The organism is Natronomonas sp., assembly GCF_028274965.1.
Classification (GTDB): Archaea; Halobacteriota; Halobacteria; order Halobacteriales; family Haloarculaceae; genus Natronomonas.
In genome coordinates this window covers 1-21,156 of record NZ_JAQCNO010000017.1, presented here as the reverse complement: position 1 = coordinate 21,156, position 21,156 = coordinate 1, and the positions used below count along the sequence as shown (strand labels likewise).

21 protein-coding genes are annotated in these 21,156 nt (G+C 69.9%); 9 read left to right on the top strand and 12 right to left on the bottom strand.

The features are described from left to right. Positions 1–126 precede the first annotated feature (126 nt). Positions 127–690 (bottom strand): TATA-box-binding protein, encoded by a 564-nt coding sequence (locus Q0916_RS02960; RefSeq protein WP_299234162.1) that lies wholly within the window; start codon positions 688–690, stop codon positions 127–129. Positions 691–813: 123 nt separating this feature from the next. On the opposite strand from Q0916_RS02960, the gene Q0916_RS02955 reads away from it, so the two are divergent. After that, complete coding sequence (locus Q0916_RS02955; protein ID WP_299234159.1) at positions 814–1,770, top strand: methyltransferase domain-containing protein; 957 nt, start codon at positions 814–816, stop codon at positions 1,768–1,770. Between the two features lie 14 nt (positions 1,771–1,784). Here Q0916_RS02955 and Q0916_RS02950 read toward each other — a convergent pair whose 3' ends face one another. From Q0916_RS02950 to Q0916_RS02925, 6 genes are all read right to left on the bottom strand, one after another. Beyond that, positions 1,785–2,261, bottom strand: a complete 477-nt coding sequence (locus Q0916_RS02950; RefSeq protein ID WP_299234156.1) for a protein-tyrosine phosphatase family protein — start codon at positions 2,259–2,261, stop codon at positions 1,785–1,787. Then, complete coding sequence (locus Q0916_RS02945; protein ID WP_299234154.1) at positions 2,258–3,256, bottom strand: AAA family ATPase; 999 nt, start codon at positions 3,254–3,256, stop codon at positions 2,258–2,260. The genes Q0916_RS02950 and Q0916_RS02945 overlap by 4 nt, the downstream gene beginning before the upstream one ends. An 82-nt stretch (positions 3,257–3,338) precedes the next feature. Then, entirely contained in the window at positions 3,339–4,058 is a 720-nt protein-coding gene (locus tag Q0916_RS02940; protein ID WP_299234152.1) for a uroporphyrinogen-III synthase, read from the bottom strand. A gap of 43 nt (positions 4,059–4,101) precedes the next feature. Next, complete coding sequence (gene cobA / locus Q0916_RS02935; protein WP_299234149.1) at positions 4,102–4,875, bottom strand: uroporphyrinogen-III C-methyltransferase; 774 nt, start codon at positions 4,873–4,875, stop codon at positions 4,102–4,104. Beyond that, the gene (hemC, locus tag Q0916_RS02930; protein ID WP_299234146.1) at positions 4,872–5,960 is read right to left on the bottom strand and encodes a hydroxymethylbilane synthase; all 1,089 of its coding nucleotides are present in this window, start codon (positions 5,958–5,960) and stop codon (positions 4,872–4,874) included. Before hemC ends, cobA begins: the two co-directional genes overlap by 4 nt. 121 nt (positions 5,961–6,081) lie before the next feature. Beyond that, on the bottom strand, positions 6,082–6,894 hold the full coding sequence (locus Q0916_RS02925) for a TrmB family transcriptional regulator (RefSeq protein ID WP_299234143.1): 813 nt from the start codon (positions 6,892–6,894) through the stop codon (positions 6,082–6,084). A gap of 382 nt (positions 6,895–7,276) precedes the next feature. On the opposite strand from Q0916_RS02925, the gene Q0916_RS02920 reads away from it, so the two are divergent. Continuing rightward, positions 7,277–8,083: a TrmB family transcriptional regulator gene (locus Q0916_RS02920; RefSeq protein WP_299234141.1), complete on the top strand. Its 807-nt coding sequence runs from the start codon at positions 7,277–7,279 to the stop codon at positions 8,081–8,083. 51 nt (positions 8,084–8,134) lie between these two features. On the opposite strand, the gene Q0916_RS02915 is transcribed toward Q0916_RS02920, so the two are convergent. Together Q0916_RS02915 and Q0916_RS02910 are read right to left on the bottom strand one after the other, a co-directional pair. Further along, on the bottom strand, positions 8,135–9,091 hold the full coding sequence (locus Q0916_RS02915) for a sensor histidine kinase (RefSeq protein ID WP_299234139.1): 957 nt from the start codon (positions 9,089–9,091) through the stop codon (positions 8,135–8,137). A gap of 312 nt (positions 9,092–9,403) precedes the next feature. Further along, complete coding sequence (locus tag Q0916_RS02910; protein ID WP_299234137.1) at positions 9,404–10,363, bottom strand: transcriptional regulator; 960 nt, start codon at positions 10,361–10,363, stop codon at positions 9,404–9,406. Positions 10,364–10,489: 126 nt separating this feature from the next. Here Q0916_RS02910 and Q0916_RS02905 point away from each other — a divergent pair, with 126 nt between their 5' ends. Then, positions 10,490–11,758, top strand: coding sequence for a tRNA(Ile)(2)-agmatinylcytidine synthase (locus Q0916_RS02905; RefSeq protein ID WP_299234136.1), 1,269 nt, complete (start codon positions 10,490–10,492; stop codon positions 11,756–11,758). A 20-nt stretch (positions 11,759–11,778) separates the two neighbouring features. Here the strand turns inward: Q0916_RS02905 and Q0916_RS02900 are convergent, their stop codons facing one another. Continuing rightward, a complete protein-coding gene (locus Q0916_RS02900; protein ID WP_299234133.1) occupies positions 11,779–12,855 on the bottom strand; it encodes a threonine synthase in 1,077 nt (358 codons plus the stop codon). Between the two features lie 159 nt (positions 12,856–13,014). Beyond that, on the bottom strand, positions 13,015–13,971 hold the full coding sequence (locus Q0916_RS02895; protein ID WP_299234129.1) for a succinylglutamate desuccinylase/aspartoacylase family protein: 957 nt from the start codon (positions 13,969–13,971) through the stop codon (positions 13,015–13,017). A 146-nt stretch (positions 13,972–14,117) separates the two neighbouring features. On the opposite strand from Q0916_RS02895, the gene citZ reads away from it, so the two are divergent. The 3 genes from citZ (at position 14,118) to Q0916_RS02880 (ending at position 17,381) form a co-directional block, all read left to right on the top strand. Then, the gene (gene citZ / locus Q0916_RS02890; protein ID WP_299234126.1) at positions 14,118–15,251 is read left to right on the top strand and encodes a citrate synthase; all 1,134 of its coding nucleotides are present in this window, start codon (positions 14,118–14,120) and stop codon (positions 15,249–15,251) included. A gap of 93 nt (positions 15,252–15,344) precedes the next feature. Beyond that, complete coding sequence (rio1, locus tag Q0916_RS02885; RefSeq protein WP_299234123.1) at positions 15,345–16,202, top strand: serine/threonine-protein kinase Rio1; 858 nt, start codon at positions 15,345–15,347, stop codon at positions 16,200–16,202. Positions 16,203–16,238: 36 nt separating this feature from the next. Next, positions 16,239–17,381 (top strand): nicotinate phosphoribosyltransferase, encoded by a 1,143-nt coding sequence (locus Q0916_RS02880; RefSeq protein ID WP_299234120.1) that lies wholly within the window; start codon positions 16,239–16,241, stop codon positions 17,379–17,381. Positions 17,382–17,433: 52 nt separating this feature from the next. On the opposite strand, the gene Q0916_RS02875 is transcribed toward Q0916_RS02880, so the two are convergent. Beyond that, a complete protein-coding gene (locus Q0916_RS02875) occupies positions 17,434–17,712 on the bottom strand; it encodes a MarR family transcriptional regulator (RefSeq protein ID WP_299234117.1) in 279 nt (92 codons plus the stop codon). Between the two features lie 163 nt (positions 17,713–17,875). On the opposite strand from Q0916_RS02875, the gene Q0916_RS02870 reads away from it, so the two are divergent. From Q0916_RS02870 to thsA, 3 genes are all read left to right on the top strand, one after another. Continuing rightward, positions 17,876–18,586, top strand: a complete 711-nt coding sequence (locus Q0916_RS02870) for a class I SAM-dependent methyltransferase (RefSeq protein WP_299234253.1) — start codon at positions 17,876–17,878, stop codon at positions 18,584–18,586. Between the two features lie 47 nt (positions 18,587–18,633). After that, on the top strand, positions 18,634–19,533 hold the full coding sequence (locus tag Q0916_RS02865) for a glycosyltransferase family 2 protein (RefSeq protein ID WP_299234115.1): 900 nt from the start codon (positions 18,634–18,636) through the stop codon (positions 19,531–19,533). Positions 19,534–19,624: 91 nt separating this feature from the next. After that, on the top strand, positions 19,625–21,156 hold a 1,532-nt coding region (thsA, locus tag Q0916_RS02860; RefSeq protein ID WP_299234113.1), incomplete at its 3' end, for a thermosome subunit alpha.

Here is a 21,156-nt window from a genome sequence, read left to right as displayed (position 1 = left end):
CGAGTCGCGGACAGGGCCTATTATCGAGCGTCGATCGCCCGTGACGATCGGGCGTCGGTCGGGGGCGGAAACGGGGACAGCGACGGGAGCGGGGCGACGGTATCGGCGGGCGCTCGGGGCTCGGACTCACCCGTCGAGAAGGCCGAGTTCCTCGAGCCGGGAGACGATCTTGTCGACGGCCTCCTTCGCGTCGTCGGGCTCCTTGCCGCCGGTGATGACGAGCTTGCCGGAGCCGAAAAGCAGCGCGACCACGTCGGGGTCGTCAAGCCGGTAGACGAGGCCGGGGAACTGTTCGGGTTCGTACTCGATGTTCTCCAGGCCGAGGCCGATGGCGATCGCGTTGAGGTTGAGGTTCCGGCCCAGATCGGCGCTCGTGACGATGTTTTGGACGACGATCTCGGGGTCCTCGTCGACCTGAATCTCGAGGTCCCGGAGCTTACCGAAGACGATCCGCAGCGACTCGTGGACGTCGTCGGTGGACTTCGCGCCGGTGCAGACGATCTTGCCCGATCGGAAGATGAGCGCGGCCGACTTCGGCTCCTGCGTTCGGTAGACGAGACCGGGGAACTGCTCGGGGTCGTAGTCGGCGCCCTCCAGGTCCATGGCGACGCTTTGCAGATCGAGCTCCTGACCGATACCCGTCGAGGCGACGACGTTCTCGATATTGATAGTCTCTTTTGGGTCCTGCATGACTCGACTTAAAACACGTATTTAAGATTTATAAATGTGGGTGGTCCCGGCAGTCGGGATGCACACCGGCTCCGCGAGCCGCAGATCGCGCCGCTTATTTTCGGCCGGCGGCGAACAGCAGGCGTGTACCTCCTTGAGTTCGTCGGCGAGGACGACGGCTTCGCGCTCCGCGAGGCGGCGAGTCGCGGCTCCGGCGTCGGACTCCTCGCGCCGGGACTCGGGACCGCCCGCGGCGTCGAGCGGGCGGAGACGCTCGCGTACACCCGCCGCGTCTGTCGGCTGGTGGGCACGTGCGACCCGGGGATCGACGCCGCGGCCGCGCTCGCGGAGACGACCGGAACCGACAGGAGCGGGACCGTCGCCGTCCGGTGTCGGGACGTGCGTGGCCTCTCGGGGGTCGACACGCAGGCGGTCGAGCGACGACTCGGGAGCGTCCTCGTCGATCGGGGGTTCGGCGTCGATCTCGAGGACCCGACGCACACGCTCGTCGCGCTCTTTTCGGATGGGCTGGCGGCCCTCGGGTGGCTCGAAACCGGGGCGATTCGCGGATTTGCGGCCCGGAAGCCGACGAAAAAGCCGTTCTTCCAGCCGGGGAGCATGGCCCCGATGGACGCCCGCGCGCTTGCGAACATCGCCGGCGCCGGCCCGGGACGGCGGATCCTCGATCCGATGTGCGGCACCGGCGGTGTCCTCGTTGAGGCCGGACTCGCCGGGGCCGACGTCGTCGGCGTCGACGCACAGCGGCGGATGGTCGCCGGGAGCGAACGGAACCTCCGGCGGTACCTCGAGCGTGGGTCCGTCGTGTGTGGGGACGCGACGAGCCTGCCGTTCGCCGACGGCGGCTTCGACGGCGTCGTGTTCGACGCGCCCTACGGTCGCCAATCGAAGGTCGAGGCCGGGTCCCTCGAGGGGCTCGTCGGCGGGGCCCTCACAGAGGCGCGCCGCGTCGGGACGCGGGCGGTCCTCGTCGGCGACCGGTCGTGGGCGGCGGCGGCGGAGTCGGCCGGGTGGCGCGTCACCGACCGCTTCGAGCGGCCGGTACACGCCTCGCTGGTCAGACACGTCCACGTCCTCGCGTGAGCGCGGCGCGTCGGTCAGCCGATGAGCGCGAGTAACTCCTCGGTCGTCGCGTTGCCCCACCGGACGGCCTCCCTCGGCGTCCTGTGTGCGGCTTCGACCGTCGAGACCGCATCGCGGGGATCGTAGCCGCGCTCCCGGCAGAGCCACGCCGCCGAGACGATCCCCGTCCGGCCGAGGCCGGCGTTGCAGTGCAGCGCACACCGCTCGCCAGCCGCCTCGGCCCGCCGGATCGCCGAAAGCGCCGCCGCGAGCGTTTCGGGGGCGGGGAGGTGTCGGTCGCGGATCGGGGCGTGCGCCGTCGAGAACCGCTCGGCGTACGCCCCGGGGAGGTCGTACCGCGCCGCCTCGGACTCCGAGAGCAGACAGACGACGGTCCCGATCCCCGCGGCCTCGAGGGCGTCGCTCCACTCCCCGAGGTCGGCCCCGAGGTGGCCGGGGCGGCAGACGCCGAAGACCGGTTCCGAGGGCGCGATCCGGCCGAGGTTCGTCATCGGCCGAGCTCCGCGAGGAGGCGGCCGAGGTGGACCCGATCCGTGGTCCCGCTCGCCATCTCGAAGTCGACGTCGCCGGCGACGGCGTGGACGCGGGCGAGTTCGTCGCCGGCGTACCGGCTCCGGGCGGCCGCGAGCAGCTCCTCGAGGACCTCCCCGCCGTCGTAGCCCTCGTCGTAGAGGAGGTCGTCGAGCCCGCCTCTCGCGTCCTCGAAGTTCCCCTCGTCGGCGTCGGCGAGGATCGACTCGGCGTCGTCGCGGATCCCGATGTCGCCGAGGGCGTCGTAGGCGGCCTGCATCGTCACCGCGTCCTCCTCCTCGGCGGCGGTCTGTGCGCCGAGGATCGCCCGCCGCAGGTTCCCGTCGCCGTACCCCGCGACGTACTCGAGGCCCTCGGCGTCGTAGGCGACGCCCTCGCGTTCGACGATCCGCTCGAGGACGGCGACCGTCTCCTCGTGGGTCGGGGCCCGCACCGGGACGGGGAAACACCGCGATTCGATGGGGGCGATGAGCTTCGAGGGCTGCCGCGTCGCGATGACGAACTGCGTCGTCTCGTAGTGTCGCTCCATCACCCGTCGCAGCGCCTGCTGGAAGTCCTCGCGGATCGACTCGGCGTTGTCGAGCAGGATCGTCCTGAAATCCCCCGAGACCGGCTGGTAGGCGGCCTGCTCGGTCAGGACGTGGCTGATCATGTCGCGCTTCGAGAGTTTCGAACGGCCCTCCAGAAAGCCCCCGAAGCGCTCGTCGTTTCTGATCTCCTTTTTCGTTCGGCCGAAGAAGTCGGCGACGTTGATCGTCACGAAGTCGTTGTCCGGGTCGGCGTGGGTCTCGGCCGCGAGCGCGCCGACCGCAGCCGTTTTTCCGACGCCGCGGGAGCCGAAGACGACGAGGTTCATCGGCTCCTCGACCGCGCGCGCGACGTGATCTCTGACCTCCGTCTGCGGGAGTTCCGAGAGCCCCGGCGCGTGCTTGTCCGTCCAAAGCGGCGCGTCCATGCGCCGCCTTTCGTCTCCGCGGTCAAAAGCTCTCGTTTCGGTCGCGGCGGCCGAACGGTCGCGGCGGCGGAAAGACCGCGCTTCAGAGGCGCTCGACGACCGCCCTCGCGAGCGCCTCGAAGCCCGCCGTGTCGGGGACGACGTCCACGTCGATCCCGCGCTCGAGGGCGGCGCGTTCGGTCGGAGGGCCGATCGCGCCGACGACGGCGTCGTTCAGCCCGGCGATCGCCTCCGAGCGGACCCCCCGATCAGCCGCCGCCTCGAGGAAGTGCTCGACGGTCAGCGAGGAGGTGAAACACGCGCCGTCGAGGCCGCCCTCGGCGGCGACGACGGTCGATCGCCCCGCGTCGTCGGGCCGCACGAGCCGGTAGAGGACCGTTTCGTGGACGTACGCGCCGGCGTCGTTCAGCCCCTCGAGGAGCACGTCGGAGCCGTGATCCGAGCGGGCGATCTCGACGCGTGCGCCCGCCGCCTCGTCGGACAGTTCGGCCAGAAGGCCCGCCGAGGAGAACTCCGCGGGGACGCGATCGACGTCGTACCCGGCGGCCTCGATCGCCTCGGCGGTCGAGGCGCCGATCGCGACGAGCTCGCCCGCCGGCGAGAACGCCGTCTCCGAGACGAGTTCCGCGCCGGTCTTGCTCGTCAGCACGGTGAACTCGGCGTCGGATCGGGCGCTGGCGCCCGTCGGCTCGATGGCCAACATCGGGTCCGACAGCGGTTCGACGCCGAGGCCTCCGAGCGCGCGCTCGGCCTCGGCCGCCCGCTCGTCGTCCGGACGAAAAAAGGCGACCGTCGGGGTCACGCCGTCCCCCCGTTCGGGTCGGTTTGATGTAGTGACATGTGGTTTATTCCGCGTCGTCCCCCGGATCGGGGCCGTTTTTCAGGAACGCACGAACGCGGGACCGCGTCGCCGCAACGCCGCCGATCACCGTGATCGCGGGCGGTTCGATCCCCGCGTCGTCGCGGACCTCGACGATCGTCTCGAGCGTCCCGAGCCCGATCCGCTGGTCGGGCCACGTCGCCCGCTCCACCAGCGCGACCGGGGTTTCGGGGTCCATGCCGGCCGACAGCAGCTCCGCGGTGTACATCGGGAGCTTCCCGACGCCCATCAGGACGACGATGGTGCCGCCGGTGTCGGCCAGCGCCGCCCAGTCGATCGCCGACTCGTCTTTCGTCGGGTCCTCGTGGCCGGTGACAAAGGAGACCGAGGAGGTGTGATCGCGGTGCGTGACCGGGATCCCGGCGACGCCGGGGCCCGCGATCGCGCTCGTCACGCCGGGCACGTACTCGAAGTCGATCCCGTGTTCGGCGAGGTGTTCGGCCTCCTCGCCGCCCCGCCCGAAGACGAACGGATCGCCGCCTTTGAGCCTGACGACGGTGTGTCCGGCTTCGGCGAGCTCGACCAGCCGCCGGTTCGTGTACTCCTGTGGCGTCCACTCGCCGCCGGCGCGCTTGCCGACGTCCTCGCGTTTGTCCGCCGGGATCGAGCCGAGCAGCTCCGGGCCGGGGAGTTTGTCGTGGAGGACCACGTCGGCCTCCTCGAGCAGCCGTTGGGCCTTGACCGTCAGCAGTTCCGGGTCGCCGGGGCCGCTCCCGACGAGATAGACGGTACCGCTCACGCTTCCCTCCGGGCGCGCCGTATGAGCTCGCCGGCGCCGCGCGCGTCGAGGTCCGCGGCGAACTCGCGGGCCGCCTCGGGGTGGGTCTCGATCGGGAGATCCCGAGTCGCCTCGATCTCCTCGGTCCCGTCCTGCGAGAGGACCCGAACCCGCGTCTGGACGTGTTCGCCCTGTACGACCGCGTAGATGCCGATCGGAGCGACACAGCCGCCGCCGAGGGCGCCCAGGATCGTCCGCTCGACGGTGGTTTCGACCCGGGAGCGGGGGTGATCGAGGGCGTCGGACAGCGACTCCGCGAGGCCGCCGTCGCGCGCCGTCACCGCGAGCGCCCCCTGTCCCGGCGCGGAGAGAAACGGCCGCGGGAGCTCCCGGTAGGGGACGGTGTCGGCCAGCCCGATCCGGACGAGCCCTGCCTCCGCGAGCGCGATGGCGTCGAACTCCGTCCCCGGCTCCCGCTCGAGCGCGCCCCGTTCGAGCTCGGAGAGGTCCTCGAGCCACTCCTCGGGCGTGCGGTCGTAGGTCGCGTCGGCGTCCTCCTCGTCCTCGTCTCCGTCCTCGTCGTCCTCCGTGGCGGCCTCGATCCGGCGTTCGCGTTCGGCCCGCAGCGCGGGCGCGAGGAGCTTCTGGACCCGGGTGTCGACGTTCCCGCGGAGCGGTTCGACCGCGAGATCGGGGCGCGAGGCGAGCAGCTGTGCCTTCCGGCGGAGACTCGAGGTCCCGACGGTCGCGCCCTCCGGGAGGTCACCGAGCGCGGCCCCCTCGGGCGTGACGAGAACGTCGATCGAGGTGGCCCGCTCGGGGACGCCGGCGACGACGAGTCCGTCGGGGAAGTCGGTCGGCATGTCCTTCATCGAGTGGACGGCGGCGTCGACGTCGCCGTCGAGCACCTTCTCGTCGAGGCTCCTGACGAAGGCCCCGGTCTTCCCGAGTCGGTGGATCAACTCGTCGCGGACGGCGTCGCCCGTCGTCTCGACCTCGACGAGTTCGGTGCTCCGGCGGCGGGTCTCGAGGATCTCGGCCACGTGTCGGGCCTGCCGCAGAGCCAGTTGCGACCCCCGAGTCGCGAGCCGGATCGTCTCTGTCATGTGGTGGCTTCGGTGGCGGCGGTTGAAACGCCCTTCGGCTTCGCGGGACGGCAGGGCGACTGCGCGTCCGCGCCCGAAGCTCGGAGGTCGCGTCTCGCCGCGGTGAACTCGCGGGCCGCGTCTACGCCCCTGATCCGTCCCCGTCGCGTCGCGCTCGCCACGCGAAGATCGCCCGCAGTACGACGACGAGGCTGTTTGTCTCGCCCGCGCCCCAGATCGCCGTTTCGGCCCGCGGGTCGGCGGACTCGGCGGTCGCGCCGTCCGTCAGGACGCTCACGAGCGTCCGCGTCCCGTCGGCCATCATGAGCCGACCGGCGGGCGTGTCCGACCAGACCCAAAGCGAATCGAAGAGGGTCGCGCCCGGGACCTCCCGTTGGATCCGATCCCGGACGTCCGCGGAGACGCCGCCGAGGCTGATCGTCACGCCCCGTTCGGCGGCGGCGCGGAGCGCGTCGACGATGGCCTCGGTGAGCAGGCCCTCGACGGTCATGTAGACGATCTCGTCGTCGGCCGCCTCGAGAAAGCCCAGCACGCGGTCGGTGATCGCACCCCGCCCGTCGACGGTCCAGACGCCGCGCTGTTCTTCGTCCCGCCGGACCGGTTCGAGTTCGTTCAGCGCGGTCCGCAGCGCCGACGTCCGGCGGGACATCTCCCGTTCGAACGTCCGGGCCGTGGTGTCGGCCGAGATCGCACAGAACCGCTTCGGCGAGGACTGCTGGACGTCGACGAGCCCGCGCCCGCGGAGCTCGTCCACCGCGTCGTACACGCGGGTTCGCGGCACCTCGGAGGCCCGGCTTACGTCCTTGGCGGTGGCGGTGCCGAGGCCCGCAAGCGCCACGAGCGTCCGGGCGGCGTAGGCGCTCAGCCCGAACTGTTCGAGTTGCTCTATGGCCGCCGCGTGCGGATCGTCGGTGGGGATCGGATCGGAGTCCATGATCGCCGTGCTCGTCGCAGAGAACCCGGCCGCAGAGGGCCGGGGCCGGCGCGCGTCGGGTCGCGGTTGGGACACACGCTCCGGGGCGCGCCGGATTGACGTGTACGACGACGGCGCAAATAGTCTTTTTGTGATTAACCGAGTGAATTACATCCGGACCGGGTGATCGGTCCCGAACCGACCGACGGGATCCGCGCTGGCAGCTACGTTCGCTTCATACCGCTCGTACCGCCGGTACGTCGGCACCGCCGGACGCACGGCCCCCAGACCGAAACGGGGGCGCCGTCCCGCCGGTTTTCATTTCACAGTGAAAACACCTATCTGAGCGGCGGAACAATATTTCGGGGATTCCCGGGTCCGCCCGGGTCGTGAGTTGGGACACATGAGTACGGACAACGCATCGAACGAAGCGGTCGAGGTGCTCCAGCAGCTCGGTCTCAAGGAGTACGAAGCCAGGTGCTTCGTCGGGCTCTCGCAGCTCTCTACGGGCACGGCCAAACAGCTCAGCGAGACCGCCGACGTGCCCCGGACGCGGGTGTACGACGCGATCCGCGTCCTCGAGGCCCAGGGGCTCGTCGAGATCCAACACTCGAGCCCACAGCGGTTTCGGGCCGTGCCCCTCGAGGAGGCGGCGGAAACGCTCCGGGAGCGCTACGAGACCCGCGTCGAACGCCTCGAAACGGCGCTTTCGAACGCCGAGACGATCGATCCCGACGCGGAGGAGATCAGCCAGGAGGTGTGGAGCATGTCGGGGACGGAGGCCATTGCGAGCCGCTCGAACACGCTCGTCGGGGACGCCGCCGAGGAGGTGGTGTTGGTCCTCGGCGACGAGACGCTGTTGACCGAGGAGCTGATCGAGCGCCTCAACGGGCTCGACGAGGGCGTCGACCTGCTCATCGGTGCGGTCACGGAGGAACTCGAGGAGCGGATCCACGACGCCGTGCCGGTTGCGACGACGTTCCTGTCGGGGCTCGGTTGGCTGCGCGCGGCGGAGAACGCCGACGAGGACCTCGTCATTGGGCGACTGCTCCTCGTCGATCGGTCGGCGATCCTCGTCAGCACGATCGTCCCCGGCACGCGGGAAGAACAGGCCGTCTTCGGCGGGGGGTTCCGGAACGGACTCATCGTGATCGCGCGCCGGCTCCTCTCACAGGGGCTCGTTCGGAGCCACGACCCGCGGACGGAGTGACTCTCGCGTGCCGGGGGTTCTGAAAAGCGGCGGGCGGCGAAACCGGCGCGGTCACCCGAAGCGAAACTCGAAGCGAGCGCCGCCATCCTCGCCGTCGGTGACCGCGACGCCCCAGCCGTGTTCGCGCGCGGCCTGCTGGACGATCGCGAGGCCGAGACCGGTGCCGCTCCCGCCGGAGTAACCCCGCTCGAAGACGCGCTCGCGCTCCGATCGCGGGATGCCGGGGCCGTCGTCGGCGACGAAAAAGCCCGCGCCGTCCTCGAGAGGGCCGACCGTGATCCGGACGCCCTCGCCGCCGTACTCCACGGCGTTCCGAAAGAGGTTCTCGAAGAGGCGACGGAGGCTGTCGTAATCGCCCGTGACGGTCGGGAGGTCGCCCGTCTCCAGCGACGCGCTCCCGCCGTTGAACTCCGTCCAGGCGTCGTCGCGGACGAGACCGGCGAGCGACACCTCGTGCGTTCCGTCGGACCGTTCGCCGCCGCGGGCGAGCGCGAGCACGTCGTCGATGAGGCGGCGGATCCGATCGAGTTCCCCGCCGATCGGATCGAGATGCGTCATGTCGCCCGTCTCCCGCGCCAACTCGAGTCGCCCCTCGATCGTGCTCAGCGGGCTTCGCAAATCGTGGACGAGCGCGCTCACGAACGGGGCGGGCTCGGCGTCGCGGTTCGGCGGCGAGTGCTCACAGTCGCCGTCGGCGAGGGTGACCCGGACGACGTCCCCCTCAGGCGTGTCCAGACGGCGCGCGATCACCTCGCGGACGACGGGGGATTCGGCCGTCGTGAGCGTGATTTCGAACGGGCCGGCGACCCCTGTCTCGCGCGCCTGGTCGACGGCCGAGGCGAAGGTTTCGCGATCCTCCGGCGCGATGAGCGTCGTTCCGTCGGATCGGTCCGTCTCGCCCTCCCCGTCGCCCCGGAGGGAGTCGGCCGTCTCCCGGTTTCGTCCGGTGAGCGTGCCGCGCTCGTCGACGGCCAGGAGGACGTCGTGGGGTCCGTCTCCCTCGCTCATGTGTGCGCGTACGGCGTCGCCGGTTGTGTATCCCCCCTAAATTCACGCCGAGCGTCTTTTTGATTACTCGAGTGACGCGGTTGTCGTCGGCGGGCGGAGCGCACCGAGCGCCGCTTGCGGCATCTATAAACTCCATACCGCGATACCAAATCCACCCCGTCGGGCGAGCCGACGGTCGACGTCGGTCTCGGTGTCGTGTCCGATAAACGAGAGCCGCGACGGGCGACAACACTCGGGGCGCGGGCGCGGCTGTCGGATGGTAGAATGGCACAAAACGGACGCCATCGGGCGCTTTCGGAAGCGGACGTCGGGTCAGGCCTCGACTTCGCCGCGGTCCCGGATGATGTTCTCGAGCTCCTCGGGGTCGTCGATCCGGTCGAACTCCTCGCGCTCGATGAGAGCCGTCCCGTCGACGGATTCGCGCCCCGCCCGGTCGACGACGTACACGGAACGGGTCCGCGTGACGCGCCCGACCGAGGACATGATCCGGGCGCGCTTTTCGGCCGTCCGGGTGAACTCCGAGTGCCCGGTGAGCATCCTGCGCTCGCGGGACTCGTCCTCGCTGACGGCCGTAAACGGCGCGCGGAGCGTCGGGTGCACCTCGAACCCGACCCGCGTCAGCACCGTGACGATCCGGGCGTCGTCGGGGTCGGCCTGTATCTCCTCGGGGTCGTCGACCCCGTCGCGGACCGCCTCGGCACCGTCGAGGACCTCGACGGGACTGGCGAGCGGCCTGTCGAAGATGTCCTCGAGTTCGGCGGCGACCTCGACGCTGGCGTTCATCCCGTCCTCGTACTTCGAGACGGTCCGGCGCGAGACGCCCAGCTCGTTCGCCAGTTTCCCGAGGGACATGTCCTTCTCCGAGCGGACGTCCGAGAGCAGATCGCCGTCGATGTTGACGTACAGCCCGCCCGGGGCGGCGTAGATGAGCGGCGGCACCTCCTCGATGAACAGGTCCATCGCCGTGTCCGGCGAGAACACCGGAACGCCGTGTCGGAAGTAGATGACGCCGGGGTCGAGTTCCTCGTCGCGGGTCCGGAGGCCGATGACGAGCGGGGTCGCATCGAGGTACTCGCCGAGACGGCGCATCTCCCGTCCGGTGTGGCCGTCGAACGCGTCGATGTTCGCGAGCACCTTCAACAGCAGCACGTCCGACCCCCGGCGCGCCGCGATGTCGAAGCTCTTCGGCCGGATCGCACACCGATCGCTCACCGTGAACCCGGCGTCTTCGAGCATCGCGGTGATATTGCCGACCAGTGCGGATCGTGACATAGTGGTATATAGATGTTTTCCCATTTAAATACGTTTCCCCGCTGTCGGTCGGTTCGGATCGAAAACGGCCGCGCCCGGCGGGGACGGACCGAAACGCCGTTACTCGGGCGCGTCGTAGCCGCAGAAGTGACCGTCATCGGGATCGACGACACGGACTCGCGCGAGCGAGGTATGTGCACGACGTACGTCGGCGACGCCGTGGCCCGGCGGCTTGAGGCGCGCGGGCGGACGGTCGAGCGGGTGCTGCTCGTCCGGTGTAACCCGGCCATCGAGCACAAGACCCGGGGGAACGCCGCGGTCGGTATCCACACCGACGCCGCGGCGGAGCCCGCGTTTAGCACCGCGGAATCGGTGATCGACGCGTTGGCCGAGACGGGCGACGACCGGACCAACCCCGGCCTCGTTGTCGCGCCCGGTCGGCCCGAATCCGTGACGGACGCGGTCGCGTCGTTCGCCCGCGGGGCCGTTCGGGACCGCCACCGCCGACGGCGGGCGACCGAACTCGTCGAGCGAAGCGGCTACCGCGCCCGCGGGTGGAAGAACGGTCGGGGCGTGATCGGTGCGCTCGCGGCGGTCGGCGCGTGGCGGGCGCTCGAGGAGTGGACGTACGAGCGCATCGCCTACCGCGAGCGGCGGCGCTGGGGAACGGACCGAGCCGTGGACGCCGAGAGCGTGTTCGAGGCCGCGGAGGCGTTCTATCCGGAGGTCTGGGACACCGTCGATCGCGGTGCCGGCGAGGTCGTCTGCGTGCCGCGGACGCCGGGACCGGTGCTCTACGGGATCCGGGGCGACGAGGCGGAGGCCTGCGAGGGCGTCGCGGATCGGATCGAGAGCGAGCCGATCGATCGATCGCGGACGTTCGTCACGAACCAGGGGACGGACGGGCATCTCCGGCGCGGAACGGCGGCCGGCGCTCGCGATGGGTACGCCTACCGGGTCGGCGGGACGGTCGCCTCGGCCCCGGAGACGCGACGCGGCGGCCACGTGTTCTTCGGGCTCAGCGACGACGGAGCGGCGATCGAGTGCGTCGCGTTCGAGCCGACAAAGCGGTTCCGGGACGTGGTCCGGCGGCTCCGCGTCGGGGACGAGCTCGTGGTCTGCGGCGAGGTCACCGACGGGACGCTGAAGCTCGAAAAGCTCGCCGTCCGCGATCTCGTCCGGGTAGAGCGGCTGACGCCGGTCTGCCCGGACTGCAAGCGAACGATGGAGTCGGCCGGGCGGGACCAGGGGTACCGGTGTCGCGACTGCGGGACCGCCGCCGACGGGAGACGCGAACGGCGGATCGAACGGGACCTCGAGGCGGGGTGGTATGAGGTGCCCCCGCGGGCGCGACGACACATCGCGAAACCGCTCGTCAGGGGCGGGTTCGACGCGGAGACGCACTGCGAGCGCTGAGACGGCCCCGGTGCGGCGGGTTACTGCTTCAGGCCGCTTCCCGAGAGAGCCACGACGACGTCGTCGTCGGGATCGATGACGCCGCGCTCCCGGTACGTCCGGAGCGCGGCGGGGGCAACGGCGCACGTCGGCTCCGTGTAAAACCCCGCGTCGTGGAGCCGATCCAGCTCCGAGAGCGTCTCGGACTCGGTGACCGCGATGGCGTCCCCGTTCGACGCCTCGATGGCCGCCAGTATCGCCGAGCGCTGCACCGGTTCGCGGATCCGGATCCCGTCGGCCGCGGCGTTGTGTGCCGACGCCGCCGCGTCGCGGTCGAGCGCGTCGGCGATGGGCGCGTATCCGGCCGCCTGCGCGCCGAGTAGCCTCGGTAGCCGATCGATCCAGCCGATCTCGAGGAGCCGCTCGAACCCCCGATAGGCCCCGAGGAACATCGTCCCGTGTCCGAGCGGGACGACGAGGGCGTCGGGGGCTGACCAGCCCCGCTGTGCGGCGATCTCGTAGGCCATCGTCGCCGTGCCGCAGACGAACGCCGGGTTCCAGGCGTGGCTCGCGTACCACCCCTCGCCGCGTCGGACGCTGTCGAGACAGGCCTCGGTCACGGTCTCCCTGGGTCCGTCGATTCGGACCGTATCCGCGCCGGCACGGCGGATCGCACAGAGTTTGGACTCCTTCGCGTCCCTCGGGACGTAGATCTCGGCCGGGATCCCGGCGCGGGCGGCGTACGTCGCGATGGCGACGCCGGCGTTGCCGGAGGAGTCCTCTATGACGCGATCGACGCCGAGAGAGACCGCCCGAGAGAGCGTGGTCGTAGCGCCCCGGTCTTTGAACGATCCCGTCGGAAAGACGTACTCGAGTTTGAACGACGCGTCCCACGCCGACGCGTCGACGAGCGGCGTGTAGCCCTCGCCGAGCGAGACGCGGCGCTCGATCGGGAGGAACTCGGAGAACGCCCACAGCCCCTCGGCGGGGTCGATGTCGGCGGCGGCCGGCGCGGTCGCCGACGGGCGCGGGCGGTCGGCAAAGCGGAGCGGCTCGCCGCAGCGACACCGCCACCGGTCTTCGTACGTGTCCGCACACGCCGGGCAGCGCAGTGACATGCGTGTGCGTTACCGGCGGTCGGTCTTGTCAGTTCGGGCGGGCGAACAGGCGGGCCGCGGCGATCGGCGACGACGGTCCGCACAACCGCCTCGGTCGTCGCCGACAGAGGGTCAGGACACGCCGGGTCTGGGCGCGGTATCGGACATAAATAACGGGGCTCAGTACTCGTCGAGGTCGGTGCCGACCGAACAGACGTACTCGCCGGTGGCGACCTGTGGGAGCCGGCGGTGTCGCCAGAGGATCCCGCTCGAGTCGGCCGTCACCTGCTGTTTGACGGTTCCGAACGGGTCCGTGATCTCGAACAGCGTCTCGCCGCGGCTGACGTCCTCGCCGAGTTCGACGTCGAATTTCACGAGGCCGCCGGTCGGCGAGCCGTACTGTCTGAACCCGGTCGCGCGGGTCTGGGGTTCGGTGGTGATGCCCCCATCGAGGAAGCCGTACCGGTAGAGGACGTTGAACACGCCCTTGAGGCCCTTCCGGATCGACGCCTCGTCCCAGCCGACGGAGCCCCCGAGTTCGGGGTCGATCGCCGGGATCCCCTCGTCCGGGGCGGCGCGGGCGAGTTGCCCGTCGGGACCCTTCCGGTCGAGGATGTACCCGCAGCCGAACACCTTCGCGAGTTCGAGACAGTCGCGGTGGAGCCGGTGGCGCGACCCGCACCGAACGCGGGTCTCGTTTATCATACACGACGTCGAGCCCTGATGGAGGTCCAACACGAGGTCCGACCGACCCACCGCCTCGAACGTCGCCGCGGCGATGCGCTCCGAGGCCGTCCCCGAATCGTTGCCCGGGTAGGTCCGGTTGAGCTTCGTGTCGTCGATCGGGTTGCGGTGTTCGGCGCTTCGGAAGCCATAGAGGTTCACGACACCGACGACGAGGATCTCACCGGAAAGTTCCTCGGGGTCGAGTTGGGGGACGAGCCGCTGGACGACGCCGAGCCCGTTGAGTTCGTCCCCGTCGGAGACGGCCTGGACGTACAGCGTCTTGCCGTCGCGTCGGCCGTTGACGACCGCGACCGGGAGCCCGACCTCCGAGCCGTCTCTCGCTTCGCCGACCCGGAGCCGCCCCGTGTCCATCTCGCCGGGGGACGCGCTCGCGGTGCCGAGAGTGGTCATTACCGGTACTCCATCGGTCTGCGCTATTATGCCTACTGATACCCGCTGCGTTTTCCGCAGCGGACGAACCCGGGCGTTCGCGGTTCGGACGCGGCGTTTTTCACAAATAATAACCCTTTTCTCCCGGGCATAGGAATCCTCCGTACATGTCCGAGGAACTCAAAAAAGGGTTGGAGGGCGTTCTCGTCGCCGAATCGTCGCTGAGTTACATCGGCGGCGACGATGGACGACTCGTCTATTGCGGGTACAGCATAGACGACCTGGCGCGGAACGCGAGTTTCGAGGAGGTCGTGTACCTGCTGTGGCACGGCGAGTTGCCGACCGCCGAGGAGCTGTCGGCGTTCGAGGAGGCCATGGCCGAGGAGCGACAGCTCGATGAGGGGGTCTACCGCCTCATCGAGGACCTCGCGGCGGCCGACGAGAACCCGATGGCGGCGCTCCGGACGATCGTCTCGACGCTTTCGGCGTACGATCCGGACGCGGACGCCGATCCGACCGACGTCGACGCGAACGTCCGGAAGGGACGCCGGATCACGGCGAAGATCCCGACCGCGCTCGCGGCGTTCGCCCGGCTTCGGGACGGCGAGGACCCGGTCGAGCCCCGAACCGACCTCGGACACGCGAGCAACTTCCTGTACATGCTCAACGGCGAGGTGCCCGACGAGGTCCTCGCCGAGACGTTCGACATGGCGCTCGTGTTGCACGCCGACCACGGGGTGAACGCCTCGACGTTCTCCGCTCGGGTCACGTCCTCGACGCTCGCCGACCTCCACGCCGCGGTCACCTCGGCGATCGGGACGCTCTCGGGGAGCCTCCACGGCGGGGCCAACCAGGACGTCATGGAGATGCTCAAGGAGGTCGACGACTCTGATAAGGACCCCCTCCAGTGGGCCGTCGACGCGATCGACGAGGGCCGCCGCGTGCCCGGGTTCGGCCACCGCGTCTACAGCGTCAAGGACCCGCGGGCGACGATCCTGAGCGAGCAATCGAAGGCGCTTGGCGAGGCCGGGGACATGAAGTGGTACGAGTACTCGACGACCCTCGAGGAGCACCTCACCGACGAGAAGGGGCTCGCGCCGAACGTCGATTTCTACTCCGCGTCGACGTACTACCAGATGGGGATCCCGGTCGACATCTACACGCCGATCTTCGCGATGAGCCGCGTCGGCGGGTGGATCGCCCACGTCCTCGAACAGTACGACGACAACCGCCTCATCCGCCCGCGCTCGCGGTACGCCGGGCCGGCCGATCGGACCGTCACGCCGATCGAAGAGCGGTAGATCGAAACGCCGCAGGCGGTCGGCGTCCCCGCCCGGGGCGTCGCGGTGGCTCGACCGGTGGGGATTTCAGGCGGCGGCGCCTACCGTTAGGGAATGAGCGAGGAACACGGTCTGCTCGAGATCGAGGAGGGCGAACCGGTCGGCGACGAGTTCGAGGAGATCGACGTCGCGGACACGGAGGCCGACCGGATCGCCCGCAGACAGGACCGGGAGTTCCTCGAGTTCAGAAAGCGGATCAAGAACACAGAGCAGTTTAAAGTCGAGGCGTCGGTGTTCGACGACGCCACCCTTGGCGCGCTGTACAAGCTGGTACAGGACGGGTACGTCGACGCCTTCGGCGGGGCGATCTCGACCGGCAAGGAGGCGAACGTCTACACCGCGTTAGCGCCCGACGGCGAGGTCGCCGTGAAGGTCTACCGTATCAACGCCTCCGACTTCCGGCACATGCGGGAGTACCTCGACGGCGACCCCCGCTTCGAGGGGATCGGATCGGACAAAAAGAAGGTCGTCGTCGCGTGGACGAAAAAGGAGTTCGCGAACCTCAAGCGCGCACGCGAGGGCGGCGTCCGGGTTCCGAACCCGATCGCGATCGAGCGGAACGTCCTCGTGATGGAGTACCTCGGCGCCGAGAACGACCGCGCGAAGCGGCTCAACGAGGTCCGCGTCGAGAACCCCGAGACGACCTACGAGGTCGTCCGAGAGTACATGCGTCGGCTCTACCGGTCGGGACTCGTCCACGGCGACCTCTCGGAGTACAACGTCGTCGTCCACGACGGGGAGCTCTGTTTTCTGGACCTCGGACAGGCGGTCACGGTCCATCACCCGAACAGCCGGAGCCTCCTCGAGCGGGACTGTCACAACGTCGCCGCGTTCTTCGCCCGACAGGGGGTCGACGCCGACGCCGACGCGCTGCTCGAGGCCGTCACCGAGGCCGATCCGACGGCGGAGTAAGCGCAGTCTTTTATCCGCGCCGCGATACGGACCGGTATGTTCGACATCGTCCCCGACGCAGCGATCGAACAGGGGCGGGCGACCGACGCGTACTTTCTCCGGACGGAGGAGGCCTTAGAGCACGCCGGGCGGGACCCGGAGGTCGTCGCGGAGGTGACCGCCGACCAGTTTCCGACCGGCGAGTTCGAGCTCCTCGCGGGCGTGGCGGACGCCGCCCGGCTGCTTGCGGGCCGCGACGTGGACGCCGACGCGCTCCCCGAAGGGACGCTCTTCGACGGCGGCCCGGTCCTCCGGATCGAAGGGCCGTACCTGGAGTTCTGCCGGCTCGAGACCGCCCTCCTCGGGTTCCTCTCACACCCGACGGCGATGGCGACCGCCGCGTTGGGAGCGCGGCGGGCGGCGCCGGAGGCGTCGCTTCTGAGTTTCGGCGCGCGACACGTCCACCCCGCCGTCGCGGGGACGGTCGACCGCAGCGCCCTCATCGGCGGGTTCGACGGGTTCTCACACGTCGCCGCCGGCGAGCTGATGGACCGGGCGCCGTCGGGGACGATGCCGCACGCGCTGATGCTCTGTTTCGGGGCGGGAAACCAAGAGGAGGCCTGGCGCGCGTTCGACGACGCCGTCGGACCGGACGTGCCCCGCATCGCGCTGTGTGACACGTACGACGACGAGGTCGACGAGGCCGTCCGGGCCGCCGAGCTCGGCTTCGACAGCGTCCGGCTCGACACGACGGGGTCGCGCCGGGGGGATCTCCGGCACATCGTCCGCGAGACGCGGTGGAAGCTGAACGAGCGCGGCCACGGGGACGTGGATGTCCTCGTCAGCGGCGGGATCACGCCGGCGGAGATCCGGCGTCTCGCGGACGTCGTCGACGGCTTCGGCGTCGGGAGCCACGTCACGAACGCCGATCCGGTCGACTTCGCGCTCGACATCGTCGAGGTCGACGGGACCCCGACGGCAAAGCGGGGGAAGCTGTCCGGCAAAAAGGAGGTGTACCGGACGCCCGACGGGGGCCACCACGTCGCGTTGGCCGACGACGAGGGGCAAAAAGCGGGCGAGGCGCTGCTCGAACCGCTGGTGCGCGACGGGGAGGTCGTCGCGGAGTTCGATGTCGATGCGGCCGCCAAGCGGGCCAGTGCCGACGCCGAGGCCGTCGGGTTCGGGGAGACGGGGTCCTAACCGCCCCGGGCGATCGGCCCCGACGGCGGGCGGCGGGAGTCGGTGGAAACGGTCACCGCGCGAGGAAGTAGACGCGCCGTCGGGCGTCCCGAAACGAGTGCCGCGAGTCGACGAGGTCGTGTTCCTCGAGGCGGTTCAGCGCGTACCGAACCGTCCGGTCGGGGAGCAGCGACTCCTCGGCGAGTTGCCCCTGCGAGAGCGGTGAGGCGTCCCCGAGCACCCGCGCTACCAGTTTCGCGCTCGGCGGGAGTTCCCGAAGCGTGTCGCGGAACTCCGGGTCGGCCAGCGGCGAGTCGGTCCGGCGTGAGCCGTCCTCCGTCGTCGTGCTCATACCGCGTGTGCTCGGAACCCGTTGGTAAAGCTTCGCTACATGTGTGATCAAACAATACGAACACATTGGAGTGTATAAGGGGGACCCGAGCGGTCGGGGCGTCGGCAGGCGGTCGGGCGCATCCAGCATCCTTTTGGTTCCCCGGAGGGTGGTGTCGGACAGCGTGAAGGGACAGGAGTGGTACCAGGAGAACGACGTCGCGGAGGCGTACGACGACAAGCGCTTCACCGGCGGCGGGCAGTTCATCGACCGCCGCGAGAAGGAGGCCGTACTCGACGCGCTGGCACCGCTTGAGGGCAAGCGGATACTCGAGGTCGCCTGCGGGACCGGGCGCTTTACCGTGATGCTCGCCGGCCGGGGGGCGGACATCGTCGGGATGGACATCTCCGAGGCGATGCTCGAACAGGGCCGACGGAAGGCCGCCGCGACCGGCGTCGGCGGCGACCTCGAGTTCATGCAGGGCGACGCCGGTCGGCTCCCGTTCCCCGACGACCACTTCGACGCCGTCTTCGCGATGCGGTTTTTCCACCTCGCGCCGGACCCCGAGGGGTTCATCCGGGAGATGCGCCGGGTGACGAAGCGGCAGGTGTTTTTCGACACGTTCAACCGGTATTCGGCCCGCTCGGTGTACAACTGGGCGCTGCCGATGGGGTCGCGGCTCTACTCGGGCCGGGAGGCGAGGGAGCTCGTCGTCGGCTCGGGCCTTGAGGTCGCGGGCGTCGATCACGATTTCGTCCTCCCCTACGGGTTCTATCGGGCGATCTCGAGGCGCGTCGCGAGCCCGTTTCGGGCGCTCGACACGTCGCTGGGAGAGACGGCGGTCGGCGATCGGATCGCGTCGGTCTCCTACTGGGACGCCAGGGTCCCGGGGTGAACGCGCAGCCACGGGGTTTTTGATCGTCGGCCCCGCTACGTAGCGGTATGGATATCTCGGTAGTGGTCCCGACCCTGAACGACCGCGACGAGCTCCGGCGCTGTCTCGACGCGGTCGCCGCCGAAGCGCCCTCGGAGCTCGTCGTCGTCAACGGGCCCTCTACCGACGGAACGAGCGGGATGGTCAGAGAGCGCGAGGACGTCGACGTGCTCGTGGGGATCGACGACCGCAACGTCAACGTCGCCCGCAACGCCGGGCTCGAGCGCGTCGAGGGCGACGCCGTCGCGTTCGTCGACCCGACGATGACCGTCGAGCCCGGGTGGCTCGACGCGGTGACCGGGGCGCTCTCGGAGGCCGACGCCGCCACCGGACCGACACACGAGCGCCTCGGGGCGGGCGTTGCGACGGACACCGTAGAAACGAGGACGATCGGCGGGCGGGAGGTTACGTACTTCGACGGCGGGAACGTGGCGTTGAGCCGCGATCTCGTGGACGCCATCGACGGGTTCGACGAGTACCTCGAGATCGGGGGCTCCCGCGACGCCGCCCACCGGATCGCCGGGCTCGGGTACGAGGTCGCCTGGGAGACGGAGATGTGCGTCTCGCGGGAGGCCGCCGCCGACGGCGGGTCGACCGAGCGCGACTGGCGGAGGCGCTACCGGTCGCTCTCGTATCGGTTGGCGAAGAACTACGGCGTCAACCCGACGGTGCCGCTCAGGACGGTCCGACACGCCGCGATGGACGCGAGCGCGGCCCTCAGAGGCGTCGTGAGCGGTGATCTCAGGCCCTCGAGCTGGTTCGGGAACGGCCGCGACGTCGTCATCGGCGGCACGAAGGGGTACGTCGACGGGCTCCGGGCCCGCTACAGCGACCGGAGTCCGCGGCGGAACCCACGCGGCGTCTCGGCCCGCACCGACCGGGCGGTCACGGTCCACGACAGGCGATAAAAAGCCGGCCGAATTCGGCCGTGTGAACGCCCCCCGTCCTCCGGCTGTTGCGAAGACTTTATATAGAACCGCTGACGACATATCAGTGAACATGTCACAGCAGATGCGCCAGCGGCGCGGACAGCCGCTTTTCATTCTCAGCGAGGACAGCGAGCGTACGCGCGGCAAGGACGCTCAGTCGTCGAACATCACGGCCGGCAAGGCCGTGAGCGAGTCGGTACGCACCACCCTCGGACCCCGCGGGATGGACAAGATGCTCGTCTCGGACTCCGGCGACGTCGTCATCACGAACGACGGCGCGACGATCCTCCAGGAGATGGACATCGAGCACCCCGCGGCACAGATGATCGTCGAGGTCGCCGAGACCCAAGAGGAGGAGGTCGGCGACGGGACGACGACGGCCTCCGTTCTGGCGGGGCAGCTGCTCGCGCAGGCCGAGGACCTCATCGACGACGACATCCATCCGACGACCATCGTCGAGGGCTACCAGGAGGCCTCCCGGCTCGCCGTGGAGGCGATCGAATCGCAGACACTGACCGACGAGCTTGACGACGACGTGCTCGCGTCGGTCGCCGAGTCGTCGATGACCGGCAAGGGGACCGGCGACATCGACGCCGAGGCGCTCGCCGAGACCATCGTCGCCGCGATCCGGCAGGTCCGATCCGAGTCCGGCGTCGACCGCGACGCGATCTCGATCCGGACGCAGACGGGCGCCGGGGCGTCCGCGACCGAACTCGTCCAGGGCGTCATCAGCGAGGAGGAGCCGCTCCACGAGGACATGCCCACGAGCGTCGCCGAGGTCGCGATCGGCGTGCTCGATCTCGATCTCGAGGTCCGCGAGGCCGAGATCGACGCCGAGTACGACATCTCGAACGTCGATCAGCTCAACAGCGCCATCGAGGCCGAGGAGGCCGAACTCCGCGATTACGCCGACTCGGTCGCCGACGCCGGCGTCGACGTCGCCTTCGTGACCGGGGACGTCGACGATCTCGTCGCCTCGTATCTCGCGAAACACGGCGTGTTGGCCTTCGATTCCGTCGACGACGACGAGGCGCGCTCGATCGCGCGCGCGACAGGTGCGCGGACGGTCGGGACGCTTGAGGATCTTGAGGACGGCGACCTCGGCGAGGCCGACACCGTTCGCGTCGAGAGCTACGGCGAGGACGACCTCGCGTTCATCGAGGGCGGCGCCGCCGCCGAGACGGTCACCGTCTTCGCCCGCGGCGGGACGGAACACGTCACCGACGAGCTCGAACGCGCCTTAGAGGACGCCCTCGACGTCGTGACGGCCGCCCTCGACGCCGGCGGCGTCGTCCCCGGAGCCGGCGGGACCGAGGTCGCGATCGCCGATCACATCCGAACGAGCGTCGCGAGCGTCGAGGGCCGCAAGCAGCTCGCGATCGAGGCCTTCGCCGACGCCGTCGACGTGCTCCCGCGCACGCTCGCGGAGAACACCGGCATGGACCCGATCGACGCCCTCGTGGATCTCCGGTCGACGCACGACGCCGAGGGGCGGGCCGGTCTGATAAGCGGCGGTCGCTCCGGCGAGGTCGGCGATCCCGTCGAGCACGGCATCCTCGACCCCGCGGCGGTCAAACGCGAGGCCGTCGAGTCCGCGACCGA

Coding starts and splice junctions, on each gene's coding strand:
- Q0916_RS02920 (WP_299234141.1), top strand. CDS start 7,277: ATGAGTACGGACAACGCATCGAACGAAGCGGTCGAGGTGCTCCAGCAG.
- rio1 (WP_299234123.1), top strand. CDS start 15,345: ATGAGCGAGGAACACGGTCTGCTCGAGATCGAGGAGGGCGAACCGGTC.
- Q0916_RS02960 (WP_299234162.1), bottom strand. CDS start 690: ATGCAGGACCCAAAAGAGACTATCAATATCGAGAACGTCGTCGCCTCG.
- Q0916_RS02910 (WP_299234137.1), bottom strand. CDS start 10,363: ATGTCACGATCCGCACTGGTCGGCAATATCACCGCGATGCTCGAAGAC.
- Q0916_RS02900 (WP_299234133.1), bottom strand. CDS start 12,855: ATGTCACTGCGCTGCCCGGCGTGTGCGGACACGTACGAAGACCGGTGG.
- Q0916_RS02925 (WP_299234143.1), bottom strand. CDS start 6,894: ATGGACTCCGATCCGATCCCCACCGACGATCCGCACGCGGCGGCCATA.
- Q0916_RS02895 (WP_299234129.1), bottom strand. CDS start 13,971: ATGACCACTCTCGGCACCGCGAGCGCGTCCCCCGGCGAGATGGACACG.
- hemC (WP_299234146.1), bottom strand. CDS start 5,960: ATGACAGAGACGATCCGGCTCGCGACTCGGGGGTCGCAACTGGCTCTG.
- Q0916_RS02950 (WP_299234156.1), bottom strand. CDS start 2,261: ATGACGAACCTCGGCCGGATCGCGCCCTCGGAACCGGTCTTCGGCGTC.
- Q0916_RS02915 (WP_299234139.1), bottom strand. CDS start 9,091: ATGAGCGAGGGAGACGGACCCCACGACGTCCTCCTGGCCGTCGACGAG.
- Q0916_RS02865 (WP_299234115.1), top strand. CDS start 18,634: ATGGATATCTCGGTAGTGGTCCCGACCCTGAACGACCGCGACGAGCTC.
- citZ (WP_299234126.1), top strand. CDS start 14,118: ATGTCCGAGGAACTCAAAAAAGGGTTGGAGGGCGTTCTCGTCGCCGAA.
- Q0916_RS02880 (WP_299234120.1), top strand. CDS start 16,239: ATGTTCGACATCGTCCCCGACGCAGCGATCGAACAGGGGCGGGCGACC.
- Q0916_RS02875 (WP_299234117.1), bottom strand. CDS start 17,712: ATGAGCACGACGACGGAGGACGGCTCACGCCGGACCGACTCGCCGCTG.
- Q0916_RS02945 (WP_299234154.1), bottom strand. CDS start 3,256: ATGGACGCGCCGCTTTGGACGGACAAGCACGCGCCGGGGCTCTCGGAA.